Consider the following 12126-nt stretch of genomic DNA (forward strand, 5'->3'; position numbering starts at 1 on the left):
AATATCATTCTATCTACTTGAGATAACCTAGCAAGTGGCACTCTTTTGCCGTAAACTGCAGGAAGTTTCCACTTAGCTAGTGACACGATGAATTTATTTTCAAACTTAAATCAATATCAGCATAAGCGCGGCATTGAGCGCGAAACCTTACGTATATTACGCTCAGGCAAAACAGCCACCTCAGATCACCCTAAGGCTCTTGGTTCAAAGCTTACCAATAGCAATATCACGGTTGATTTTTCAGAAGGCTTGCTTGAGTTGATTACCGAGCCATATGACTCTATTGATAAGACGTTCACACGTTTAGAGCACATCTTGGCTTTTTCCACACAAAACTTATCTCAAAATGAGCTTATTTTGGCGACTAGTATGCCATTAACAACCACAGAACAAGAGATTAAAATCGCTGATTTTGGCAGCTCTAATTCAGGTAAGATGAAAGAAGTCTATCGCCGTGGTTTAGCCAAACGTTATGGCAAAATCATGCAAGCGATTTCTGGTGTGCATTATAATTTCTCATATGATATTAAGCTTATGAATGAACTCGCTCAAACACGCAAAATGACCAGTGATGCGCTGTATTTCTCGGCGATCAATCATTACTTTGAATTTATGTGGCTGATACCCTACTTATTTGGTGCTTCCCCCATTTGCGCTAAAACTTCTGTGAAGCAACAACCTGACTATCTGACATCATTTGATGATGAGTTTTATATTGGAGAATATGCCACTAGTCTGAGAATGAGTAATTTAGGCTATCAAAGTGCAGCACAAGAGAATCTATTTATCTCCTATGATAATTTGCAAAGCTATGTTTATGACTTAGTCAATGCCACTAAAACCCCTTACCCTGCATTTGAGGAAATTGGTTTATTTGATGGCAATGGGTTTCGTCAACAGCTTAATGGCAGCATTCTACAAATAGAGAATGAATACTACAGCAGTATTCGCCCAAAACAGATTGCCAAGCGTGGCGAGCGCCCTGCTTGCGCTTTGCTTAATCGCGGTGTGGCTTATCTTGAGGTTCGTGTATTGGATGTTAATCCGTTTTCACCACTTGGGATAGATAAAGAGACAGCACATTTTATTGAAGCCTTATTAATGACCTGCTTGATGCTGCCAACTAAGCACTACTCAAAAAATAATATCGCACGCAACAAACTAAACTTCTCAAAAGTTGTAACACAAGGACGTAATCCACAATTGCAATTGATTAATAGCCAAGATAAACCGCAGTTACTACAAGATTTAGGCATAGAGCTTCTTGAGCTCATTGCCCACACAGCAAAAAACATGGGTGAGCAATATCAACGAGCCATCAATAAGCAGCTTCAGAAACTAACTGATCCAACAACAACGCTTTCCGGTCAGTTTGTGGATGCCGCTAAAAATGGCTATTTGAGTGAGGTACTTAATCTATCCGCATCAAATACAGAGCATTTGCAAGAACTCAGATTAGATGACAAAGAGCGCAAAGCGTTCATGCATGAAGCACAAGCTTCACTTGCCGCACAATCACAGCTTGAACAAGGCGATTGTTGTGACCTTAATACCTATATCGATCACTACTATCTATCTGCTGATTGCTCGCAAGTAGTCGAGTAAATTAAGCAAGTACAATGACTTTTTTATTATTTTGAGGTCGATGAATAATATCCGCTTCAACTTGAAATGCCGTATAAATATGCTCGGGCGTTAATACCTTTTCCGTTTGATCAAAGTCTAACATCTGACCATTTTTCAAAAGAAGGCTTTGATGATAGTAACTAAGCGCGATATTTAAGTCATGACCAATGACAAGCACTGCCAAATCATGTTGCTGGACAAGCTTGTTTAATATTTGTAAGGTTTGACGCTGATAATAAACATCCATATGTGCGCTATATTCATCTAATAGCAAATACCCTTGATAACTGTCATCATGTTGGTTTAATTGCAGCAATGCGCGCGCCAATTGCACACGCTGACGCTCACCACCGGATAATTGCTGATATTTCTTTTGACTAAAATGCTCAGCTTTTAATAAGGATAAAGAACATAAGGCTTTTTGATACTCTGTTTGTGAAAAGTTGCCTTTGCAATAAGATAGTGCTCCTAAGAGCACATAATCAATAACATGAATATCTGTATAAATTTCCTCGTGCTGGGTGACATAAGCCATTTGCATGCTTTTTGTCACGGGACAGATCGCTTTTATATCCTTTTCATCTAATTTCACCCATCCAGTATAATGTAAATGCTCGCCTGAAATCACCTTCATTAATGTTGATTTACCTGCGCCATTTGCCCCTAAAATACCAGTTATTTGCCCTTTTCTAACTGTCATTGAAACATTATCAAGCAGGGTCTTTTGTGATAACTTTAAACTAATATTTTCAAGCGTTATCATCTTAGACACCTCGCTGCAATTTTTGACTAAACAACAAATAAACGAAATAAGGCGCACCAATTAACGCCGTCATTAAACCGATGGGTAATTCAGCAGGTGCTAATACCACCCTGGCAACAACATCAGCAACCGTTAGCAATAATCCGCCAAAAATACATGAAAAAAGCAGTAAATGACGATGTTCATTGCCTATAAGAAAACGAATAATGTGTGGCACAACCAAACCGATAAAAGCCACAGGACCGGCAACGGCAGTACTGGCGCCAACAAGCAAAGCAATGGCGATGATGCTTTTGAGCTTTTGCCGATGAATATTAACACCAAGCATCCGCGCATACTGCTCACCGGCGATCATCGCATTAAGATACTTTGCAGTATTCATTAACAACATAAATGCTACGAAAATACATGGCAACAGAAATAACACCTGACCCCATGTAATATTAGCAAAACTGCCCATACTCCAAAAAGTAATACTTCTTAAAATACTATCATTTGATAGATACGTCATCACGCCAATCAATGCACCACACAATGCATTAATCGCAACGCCAGCCAATACCAAGATACCTAAATTACTGCGACCCTTAGTAATCGATAATAAATACGTTAAAAAGGTAATTACCAGACTGCCAACAAATGCGCTTAAACCGAATCCCCAGGTAATTAAAAAGCTTGTCTGTACTAAGCTTGCACTAAGTAGCAAAAACAAAATAGCAAATAACGACGCGCCACTGGTCATCCCTAAAAGGGCAGGATCCGCCAAAGGATTACGAAATAGCCCTTGCATCACAACACCAGCAACAGCTAGTGCACTACCAACAACCACGGTTACAATTAAGCGCGGCAATCTAAGCTCTAATGCTACCTTTTGCATAAAACTGCCATCGACAAACAATTGTGAAAATTGCAAATTCAATGCACCAAACAACAGCGATAATAAACAAGCAGCAATGAGCAAAACCATAAACACACAAAACCAAAAACAGTATTTCTGGCGTTGTAAAGTAAATAGGGATTTAGCGACTATATTATGTGTTTGCATTTTTTTCTCTTTTTTTTGCTATAAACTTATATATTCCTGCATAAGCGTTGGCTGAGCGTTAGTCGAAGCCAACATTAAATATTAATTTAATCTTTAATTCCCCTCACCCGTGCAGCTTAAGCTGCACGACCTCTCCCTCAAGGGGAGAGGTAGCTGATATAGCTTATTTTTAAATTATTACCATATCACCCTTCGACTTCGCTCAGGGTACGATCAGTCTATATTTCATTTTCTATAAATAAACCTTCTGCGCTAGCAACAATTCAGTCTGTCCAAACTCAGCACCAAAATTATCAATGCGTGATGCATCAATTGTCACAATTTTAGTGTGATATTTTTCATGCAGATAGTCTAAAACCTGAGGGTAGGGCTTGACCATGTTTGTTGAAGCCTGCGCAATAACAATCACCTGTGGCTTTAAACTCATCAGCCCTTCTTTTGACAATGGGCGCATACCACTAAAGGATAAAATATTATGCGCTTTAATAAGCTGTAGCCAACGATCTGATTGAGTATCCTTGCCGAGCATATAAGCACCATTGGCAGAAATTTGCAAAAGCATTAGCACTTGTTTTGGCTTGCCCCTACCCTCTTTAGCATACGTATTGACAATCTTATTGGTTTGTTTGGTTTTCGCCTGAAGTGTTGTGATTAACTGCTGCCCCTCTTTTTGCTTACCGAGTTTATTGGCAATCTCTTTAATATTTTTTTCAACATCACTTAAGCTTTTTACCTCAGTCAATAGCGTTGTTTTCACATCAAACGCCTGCAAACGTGTTAACACCGACAAAGGAGAAATAGACGCATCCGCAATCACAATATTTGGCTTCACACTTAGTAAGCTTTCAATCGTCAATGCGCGCATATAGCCTACATCCTTTAGTTGCTTGTTTTGTTTATTTTGTTTATTTTGTTTATTTTCCGCTTTCTCTAGCAGTTTAACGCTCTCAGTATCACTTGCCGTCACCTCAACACCTAGCGCACTAACAATAGAACTAGCACTTGGTCCAAGTGTAACTACAGTTTGTGCTAAGCCTGCATTCATACATCCCATCACCACCATAGCTGACATGATAAACATTATAATTTTACGCACTTTTTTGCTCCTGTAAGTTAAATGAAATCACTTGCACAACACTTGCAGTTACTGGCGTTTTGCCACTTTGTGCAGGCTTGAAATGTAACTTCTTAAACCATGCAATTGCCGCTTGATCTAACACGCCAAAGCCACTGGATTGAATAATTTTGACATCAGCAACCTGCCCTTGTGCATTAATAACCGCCTTAACTTTAACCTTGCCCTCTTCATTATTTTTAATCGCTGAACCTGGATATGTTAATTGAGGCGGGGTAAACGCCAATTTTGGCGCTTGTGTGATTTTAGCAATGGCTTGCTGCTTTTTAACATTTTGCCTCGGTATGTCTTTTACTTCTTTTACTTCTTTTACTTCTTTTACTTCTTTGGCTTGAGTTTTCACTGTGCTCTTGTGAACTTCAGCTTTATGCTCTTTTGGCTTAACGATTTTTTGTGGCTTTTTCTCTTTTTTCTCCACCGCAACATTGGCTGTTTTTAACTCTTTAGCAACCGGTGTAGTGCTTGAAGCTGCTGTAGTTTCTGTGAGCTGTAAAGCCTGCATTAAAGACGCAACACTCTGCGCCTTTAAATCAGTTTGCCCCAAATGCCATGTTGTTTTTGGTGTACTGTTTAATACTGCCCAAATTGAGAAATTAATCGCAATAGACCCCGTAATGGCAATAGCAATTTTAAATACTCTGAGCAACATTCAATCTCACCTAAAAACGATAGTTAAGCTGTAAATAAATGCTTCGACCCATCGCAGGCACCAAGGTGCTGCCATCATAATCCTGATAATACTGATCAAATAGATTATCAACTCCTGCACTCATTGTGAAACCTTTGACAAAGTTTGGCTGCCATTGATATGCCAAGCTTAAAAGCGCGTATCCTGGGACTTTAGGTGTATTATTTGGCACATGGTTTTGTGCTAAAGCATAATCAAATCGTGTTTGAACCGTACTGTCAACAACTCTAATCGGCACAGCGAATGCCACCATCCCTTTGGCTCTAGGGATAGGTAAGGCACTACCCGCAGGAATGGTATTGCCATCTTCATTACGATATGCCGATTTTGTTTTCCCACGCGTATAGGTAAAATTCGTTATTACTTCAAACCAATGATTTTGGTATTGTGCAGAGACGTTATAACCATATAGTTGCGCTTTGGAAATATTGATGTTTTGATTAATTGCTGCTCCTGCATTAAAGCCAATATTACTATTTAAAATATAGTTATCAATATCATTTAAAAAGATATTACCAGAAAAATTAATCTTTTGATCATGTGCTAATGACTGTGCATAGATAAATCCAAGCGTTTTATTATGCCCAATTTCTGGATTTAAATTTGGATTAGGAACAAATTTTAAAAACACATAACCTGAATTAGGATGATCCCCACCTAAATATAGATCTTGTAATGATGGAATATGATACCCTTCGGTATAACCTAAGTAAACTTTTAATGGATCAATCACCTTATAGCTAATACTTGCCTGTTTGGTAAAGAATGAGCCATCATTATTCATATTACCACTTGTACTTTGGTAGCCATTAAAACGCCCACCAACAGTTATATTTAGCTTAGAAAAAATATCCCAACTATCTTGTAAGAATGCACTATAAAGTTGCTGATTTGCTGTCGGAAAATTAGCGCTTGTTTTACTGCTATACCCATCATAACCATTGATATAGCTATACTCTGCCCCATAATACAAGCGTTGCTTATAAACAGTGGTTACATTTGATAACTGCATACCCGTCGTGTTGACATGCACATCTTGTGGTAAGGCAAAGCCTCCACCATTATTGGTTGGTGATGAGCCCAAATGATTTTCGTTGTAATATAATTTGGCTTTAAGATCAATATACGGATTATCCGGATTCCAATGATAATCCAACATACTTTGCGTTTGGAAGAAATTAAAATTTGAACTTGGATTCTTTGAATAAGTTTCTTTATTTACCGTTGCTGGATAAAGACCAATATTCTGCATTGATAAGAAGGATGCCTTTAAGGTTTGCGCTTTTGAAATATCCCAAACCGTTTTAAGTAAATATTGTAAATTATTACTAGCAGAATCCGGTAAAGTTTGACCATTACCCAAGCGCACATTGTTACTGCGCCCACCAACCACATCAACCAAATAACTCACATCACCGGTTTTAAAAGCAACTGCAGCATTGGCATCACCGCTATAATCTCCTGTTGCACCGCCTAATCCAATCTTACCACCAACCTCTTTATCTTTACCCAGTAAATCACTTGGATCTAACGTTTCAAAGTTAACTGCCCCACCTAAGTTGCCATTACCATAAGCAATATTACTACCGGATTGACTCGCTGTGACTTCTTTATAAAGCGCTGAGCTTAGCAATTGGCGCGATTGATTATGCCCAAACGAAGCTAAATTATTATTAATACCATCAATACCAACAAAAACGCGATCATCAGAAAAGCCACCCATGCTAATACTTTGTGTGGTTGGTCGATTACCACCAACCATTTGCACACCTGCCATTTCATTAAGCTGCATAGCCGTTGATTGAGTTAGATTCGTGCCTCCTCCTTGCTGCACTGAAATATTAGGTAAAGCACTACCCGTTTCAGGTGCCACATTGATTTGGCTTATTCTACTTTGTTTCTCAGGCATGCTTGGCAAAGCTTTCTTAACAGCAACCACCTGAATTTCACCTAAATCTAGCGCTTGCGTATTTGCTGATTCTTCACTTGCATACATAAGCTGAGCAATGCCTGTTAATACAAGCACACTTAATAATTTTGTTCTCATTTTTAACACTCTCTCCCGAGTCATCATTACTAATGATTAACTTGTATATCTGCTGCCGTTAAACCTGTTTCTTTTAATACAGCAAATACCTGTAACATTGTTTGTAACGGAATATTTTTATCCGCTGCCAAGGTAATTTGTGACATTGATGTCGTATCTTTTTGTGATAATAAATAACTTTTAAGCGTATCAATACTCGTAAAATGCTCACCATTGATCATATAATCGTGCGCCTTTAAATAAAGCGTTGTCTGAGCAGACTTGCTTTGCGTAACACTTGCCCCCTTTACATCAGGCAAAGGGAGTTTAAGCAAATGCTGAATGGGACCTGCTAACAGTACAAACATTACCAAAAGCACCAACATAAAGTCTAGCAATGGAATCAAGTTGGGTTCATCCACCTCCAAACTATTATGCTCATGATGGTTTAAACTACTGATCATAAGAGAGCCTGTTCACGCAAATTAATCATATTGGTTTTTTTATTTACCTTATTTGCTTTATTTGCTTTATTTGCCTTATTTACTTTATTTATTTCAGTTAAGTCGCTCATTTCAGCAATTTCTTTTTGCTCTTTTTGCTCTTTTTGTTCTTTCTGATCTTTTTTACGCGCTTTTTGTCGATCTAGGCTTAAAATCAACTGATTTAATGCTTCTTCTGCATTTGCTAAATAACGCTCACTAAACTGGCGAAAACAATAAAATGCCAATAAACTCACCAAAGCTAACACAATACCAAATGCCGTGGCATACATTGCCTCAGATAAGTACATAATCATATTCTGCAAACCATTGCCACTTAAGGACTCAGCTAATGCAGCAAATGAATGACTCATGCTCCAAATCGTACCCAAAAGCCCAAGCATTGGTGAAACAACAGCAAATAAATTAAGCCAGATTAATGGACGCTGCATGCGTTGACGTTGTTTGCGCATTAACAAGCAGACTTCACTTTCAGCAAGTTCTTTAGACTCAGTGATCAAAGGTGAAATATATCTTAATATGGGCTTAGCCAATGCGTTTAATCTTAGGTTAAGCGTCTTCTTATCATCACGATTAACCGCATTAATCAAACATTCTACCTTACCTAAATTAAGCTTCGGTAAACTGATAAAAGTAATTATTCGCTCGATACAAATCGCAACAATCAAAAAACTCACTGCCAACATAGCGTAGCTGACTAAACCAAATTGACTAAAGAAATGCCCCATAATATCTAAACTGCCTTTTCCATTAATGCTTCTTCATTACTAGCTATTTGCTGTCTTGCCTTTTTTGACATTGCCGCAAGTACCGCTCTTAACATCGAAAGATTTGTGACATCATGATCAAATGGAATATAGTGATTTTTATATTTACTTTGCAACCACATCCCTTCTTGATCAAAATAGACCATCTCAAGCAAGCTATCCTCTGTTAATGAAATACCCGCACATTGACAATAAAGTACCAATGCATCTTTATGATCTTCATTCATATGCTTGATAGCGCCATTAATCTCGTCGTCTTTAAATACCTGCTCAATACAGAAATTCTCTTTGCTCACCCAATTAATATCACCAAAGCCACCAATAAAGCGCACTTTCTCAATGTGTAATTTATAAAAATGAAAATCATGGGTTTTGTCTTGATAGTCTTTTGACTCTGGGAAAAAACGTGTATAAACATTTGCCGCCTTTTCTTCATCTTCCAAACGATTTAATCGTCCTAAAATGGTGACACGTCCTGCCTGTTGAACATCCTCTTTTTCATCCTCAATAATCGTTAATGACACTTTGTCATCTTTAGCAACATTGCGAGTATGCTGAGCAAGCTTACTAATATAAACAAGCACCTCACCATCAATATCAAATGCATACGCCACCAATGAACCAAAAGGATAGCCAGGCATTGCCACAGATTGCGTTGCTAATACGCCATATAGCTTCTGTTTGGTTAATTGTCTTGCTCTTAGTGCCGTTTCAATTTTATTTGTTTCCATAAAAAACCCCTCTGATTTAAATGATAATTATTGTCATTTGCGATAACAAGCGTAATGATAACCACTATCAAATATAAGTCAATGATAAAAAGCAAATTTTTTATATATACCCATCGTAAATTGTTCTGCGGTGTTTGATGTCGAAGAAATTCAATGTCAGAAATACTGAAAAATGGTTTGTGGTGGGTATAAAGAAATACTTACTTTGCTAATCGCGTATCAAAGCTAAAGTCTAATACTTTGGCTTTTTTGACTACCTTTGCAAATCCTTTATGCAATGGGTTTAGAATATAATTGTACTCTCTTGGAACGATAACGCTTGGTACAGCCAATATTAAAGACTCACAACGCTTAAGCCATTGATCACCAATATCTGCTGTTTCAGGCGGTGCTGGCTGGTCTTGCCATGAATGCGGCAATAGCTCAGGCTCTAAATAGTTAATCTCTGATTTTGGCAACTCAATTTGAAATAGTGTGAAATTTGGTAAAATAGCATAGTCCTCTAAATGGACAAATATTTCTAATATTGCGAGAGATTCTGAGCCTGTGCAATATACGCAAGGACTTCCTTTATTATTCCACCTTCCTCCATATATTCTGGCACCATCACCTGTAAATGCATCTTGTGCAAATTTGCTTTTCAACAATCTATAGGCAAATACTTTGCTCATACGAAAACGCCATGCTCAAGTCTGCCGATGAGATCAAGTACTGCTTTTGTTTCAGCAGATGTCCTAAGCATCTCAATCGGCTTTCTGCCACCCAATCCATTCACCGGAGACATCAGCCAATGCAGTGCTTTCTGGTCGTGTCCTTCAAATAAATTCAAAGCTGATTTATAAACTTCTGCATAGCGATATAATCTATCACTTTCAGCTTCAGTAAAAAAACCTGCTTTATATCTTCTATTAAGTGAAGCCGGTGCTATCGTGGTAATTTTAGCAAGCTGGTTTTTTTCAATCCCAGAAATATCAGCCAATTTGCTAAAAACCTCACAGCTAAATCCCTCATGAATTGCCTGATAGAGACGCTCACCACGTGACGGAATACCAACGGCATCCCAAAAATTATTTTGATTACTTTGATTACCCTGTTGCATAGCATCACCTTGTTATCATTGATATATTAAGAATATATCACATGATTGAGATTATGCAACTTTGAATATTTTAGCCTATTGTGCATTTTCAATTTTGTGCAGTTGTGTTAAGTCTGCTTCTTTGGCTGTATTTTTGACATCACCAACTCTTAGATTAATAGCATCAATCGGCATTACTTCAACTTTGACCTTTTCAATCTCAGCACTTAATACATGTCCACCACTTTTCTTATCCGCAGTAACAAAATGCGCATGAAACCTAGGCACGCCAAACCCTTCTGTATATTTAGGTGAGAAAAACATAACCATCGTCCCTTGCACATCATGATAACTAAAACGATGTTCATGCTCTTTTAGCCATTCAACCAATGGTGTATTAGTTGATTTGTCAATTTTCTCACTACGCGCTAAGATTTCCTTAAATGTTCCAGTTAACTTAACCGCATAAGTTAGCTGATTATTTGCTAGCTTTGCTAATAGTTGCTGCTGAAATGTAGTAAGTTCTATAGATTTATTAACGTCAAAACTGAGTTTTTTCAGTGGTTTGAAATCAACAGCCGTTAGATAAGACAGTCCACTTTCTGGTTTCATTTGTGTAAGCTTACCATCCATATTAGCTAAGTAGTACTTACCATCCAATACAATAACCTCACCTAATCCCTCACCTGCACCAAGACCAAAATCATTACCGGATGCTTTTGCAGATTTAACATTTATCACTGAATGATAATTTCCCGACATCAATGCTGTAATCGTTCCATATTGATATAGTGGCACATCTTTTGCAAATACACTGGCACTTGCTGTTGCTAATAATGCAACTGTTAAACCGATTTTTTTAATCATTCTAGACATTCCAATCTCCCTTTTAACTGGTTATTTACTCATAAAACGTTTTAGCTTTCTCACCATCATGATAAGCAAATAATGTTTGTGCAACTTGGGTTGAACCAGTCGAAATATTGCCCTTTTGATCTAATGCAATTAAGCCCACATAATCATCCAAAGCATCACTTTCTTTAATACTCTTAGCAACCGCCTCATCCAAAGACATACCATCTTTGACACGAGTATGTACTTTTGCTGCAACAGCTTGATTAACAATATGCTCACCAATACCCGTGCATGATATCCCCATGATGCTTGATGCATAGTTACCAGCAACGGTTGGACTATCTCCCACGCGTCCTGGCACTTCAAAACCTGCTCCACCTGTTGAGGTTAATGCGACAATACTGCCTTGACTATCTAATACGACAACACCAATAGTCCCTGTTAAACCCTTTTTAAGCTCAAGGTATTCTTGATAACGATGCTCTGTTATTGGGTTATATTCTGGCATTTTTAATGTCTCATGCGCAAAGCGAGTTGCTTCATTGGCTGCGCGTACACTGTGGTGCTCATTTAAAAGCGCCAAAGCGACTTCGCTGGGATACTGGATATTTTGAATATTAATCACGCCTGCAAATTTAGCTTTTACACCATCCATAATTGAAGCTGACATGCGCACTTGACCATCTTGCTGCAAACGCGAACCCGTACCGGCATTAAATATGGGATCATCCTCTAATAATTTCGCCGTAAAAACAGCAGTTTTTAAAGCACTATCATAGGTTTTAAGAAAGGCATAGGCTTCCTCGACAATGGTCAAGAGATGTACGTGATAATCACTAAAGGGGGTATTTTTATCCTCTCTAGCACCACATCCGCCATGAATAATAATTTTTTGCATTTTTTGCTCTT

At 38.1% G+C, this 12126-nt stretch carries 13 protein-coding genes; 1 reads left to right on the forward strand and 12 read right to left on the reverse strand.

The features are described from left to right. Positions 1–87: 87 nt before the first annotated feature. Positions 88–1605, forward strand: coding sequence for a glutamate--cysteine ligase (gshA, locus tag F3D68_RS05545; RefSeq protein ID WP_151193456.1), 1518 nt, complete (start codon positions 88–90; stop codon positions 1603–1605). A 1-nt stretch (position 1606) separates the two neighbouring features. Here gshA and F3D68_RS05550 read toward each other — a convergent pair whose 3' ends face one another. The 12 genes from F3D68_RS05550 to F3D68_RS05605 form a co-directional block, all read right to left on the reverse strand. Further along, positions 1607–2389 carry an ABC transporter ATP-binding protein gene (locus tag F3D68_RS05550; protein ID WP_151193457.1) on the reverse strand — a complete coding sequence of 261 codons (783 nt, stop codon included), beginning with the start codon at positions 2387–2389 and terminating at the stop codon, positions 1607–1609. Position 2390: 1 nt separating this feature from the next. Next, the gene (locus F3D68_RS05555) at positions 2391–3434 is read right to left on the reverse strand and encodes a FecCD family ABC transporter permease (RefSeq protein WP_151193458.1); all 1044 of its coding nucleotides are present in this window, start codon (positions 3432–3434) and stop codon (positions 2391–2393) included. Between the two features lie 232 nt (positions 3435–3666). Then, positions 3667–4530, reverse strand: a complete 864-nt coding sequence (locus F3D68_RS05560; RefSeq protein WP_151193459.1) for an ABC transporter substrate-binding protein — start codon at positions 4528–4530, stop codon at positions 3667–3669. Next, complete coding sequence (locus F3D68_RS05565) at positions 4523–5218, reverse strand: energy transducer TonB (RefSeq protein WP_151193460.1); 696 nt, start codon at positions 5216–5218, stop codon at positions 4523–4525. The genes F3D68_RS05560 and F3D68_RS05565 overlap by 8 nt, the downstream gene beginning before the upstream one ends. 10 nt (positions 5219–5228) lie before the next feature. Further along, on the reverse strand, positions 5229–7304 hold the full coding sequence (locus tag F3D68_RS05570) for a TonB-dependent receptor domain-containing protein (RefSeq protein WP_191092717.1): 2076 nt from the start codon (positions 7302–7304) through the stop codon (positions 5229–5231). 29 nt (positions 7305–7333) lie between these two features. Further along, the gene (locus F3D68_RS05575) at positions 7334–7747 is read right to left on the reverse strand and encodes a biopolymer transporter ExbD (protein WP_151193462.1); all 414 of its coding nucleotides are present in this window, start codon (positions 7745–7747) and stop codon (positions 7334–7336) included. After that, positions 7744–8514, reverse strand: coding sequence for a MotA/TolQ/ExbB proton channel family protein (locus F3D68_RS05580; protein ID WP_151193463.1), 771 nt, complete (start codon positions 8512–8514; stop codon positions 7744–7746). Before F3D68_RS05580 ends, F3D68_RS05575 begins: the two co-directional genes overlap by 4 nt. A gap of 5 nt (positions 8515–8519) precedes the next feature. Further along, positions 8520–9284 carry a HugZ family protein gene (locus F3D68_RS05585; RefSeq protein ID WP_151193464.1) on the reverse strand — a complete coding sequence of 255 codons (765 nt, stop codon included), beginning with the start codon at positions 9282–9284 and terminating at the stop codon, positions 8520–8522. A gap of 200 nt (positions 9285–9484) precedes the next feature. After that, positions 9485–9955: an RES family NAD+ phosphorylase gene (locus F3D68_RS05590; RefSeq protein ID WP_151193465.1), complete on the reverse strand. Its 471-nt coding sequence runs from the start codon at positions 9953–9955 to the stop codon at positions 9485–9487. Further along, complete coding sequence (locus tag F3D68_RS05595; RefSeq protein ID WP_117002851.1) at positions 9952–10383, reverse strand: antitoxin Xre/MbcA/ParS toxin-binding domain-containing protein; 432 nt, start codon at positions 10381–10383, stop codon at positions 9952–9954. The genes F3D68_RS05590 and F3D68_RS05595 overlap by 4 nt, the downstream gene beginning before the upstream one ends. 75 nt (positions 10384–10458) lie before the next feature. Next, positions 10459–11238, reverse strand: a complete 780-nt coding sequence (locus tag F3D68_RS05600; RefSeq protein ID WP_151193466.1) for an acetolactate decarboxylase — start codon at positions 11236–11238, stop codon at positions 10459–10461. A gap of 25 nt (positions 11239–11263) precedes the next feature. Next, positions 11264–12115 carry an isoaspartyl peptidase/L-asparaginase gene (locus F3D68_RS05605; protein WP_151193512.1) on the reverse strand — a complete coding sequence of 284 codons (852 nt, stop codon included), beginning with the start codon at positions 12113–12115 and terminating at the stop codon, positions 11264–11266. Positions 12116–12126: the final 11 nt, after the last annotated feature.

The sequence above is a fragment of the Cysteiniphilum sp. JM-1 genome (assembly GCF_008711525.1).
GTDB lineage: Bacteria > Pseudomonadota > Gammaproteobacteria > Francisellales > Francisellaceae > Caedibacter.

Coding starts and splice junctions, on each gene's coding strand:
- gshA (WP_151193456.1), top strand. CDS start 88: ATGAATTTATTTTCAAACTTAAATCAATATCAGCATAAGCGCGGCATT.
- F3D68_RS05550 (WP_151193457.1), bottom strand. CDS start 2,389: ATGATAACGCTTGAAAATATTAGTTTAAAGTTATCACAAAAGACCCTG.
- F3D68_RS05555 (WP_151193458.1), bottom strand. CDS start 3,434: ATGCAAACACATAATATAGTCGCTAAATCCCTATTTACTTTACAACGC.
- F3D68_RS05565 (WP_151193460.1), bottom strand. CDS start 5,218: ATGTTGCTCAGAGTATTTAAAATTGCTATTGCCATTACGGGGTCTATT.
- F3D68_RS05570 (WP_191092717.1), bottom strand. CDS start 7,304: ATGAGAACAAAATTATTAAGTGTGCTTGTATTAACAGGCATTGCTCAG.
- F3D68_RS05575 (WP_151193462.1), bottom strand. CDS start 7,747: ATGATCAGTAGTTTAAACCATCATGAGCATAATAGTTTGGAGGTGGAT.
- F3D68_RS05580 (WP_151193463.1), bottom strand. CDS start 8,514: ATGGGGCATTTCTTTAGTCAATTTGGTTTAGTCAGCTACGCTATGTTG.
- F3D68_RS05585 (WP_151193464.1), bottom strand. CDS start 9,284: ATGGAAACAAATAAAATTGAAACGGCACTAAGAGCAAGACAATTAACC.
- F3D68_RS05590 (WP_151193465.1), bottom strand. CDS start 9,955: ATGAGCAAAGTATTTGCCTATAGATTGTTGAAAAGCAAATTTGCACAA.
- F3D68_RS05595 (WP_117002851.1), bottom strand. CDS start 10,383: ATGCAACAGGGTAATCAAAGTAATCAAAATAATTTTTGGGATGCCGTT.
- F3D68_RS05600 (WP_151193466.1), bottom strand. CDS start 11,238: ATGTCTAGAATGATTAAAAAAATCGGTTTAACAGTTGCATTATTAGCA.
- F3D68_RS05605 (WP_151193512.1), bottom strand. CDS start 12,115: ATGCAAAAAATTATTATTCATGGCGGATGTGGTGCTAGAGAGGATAAA.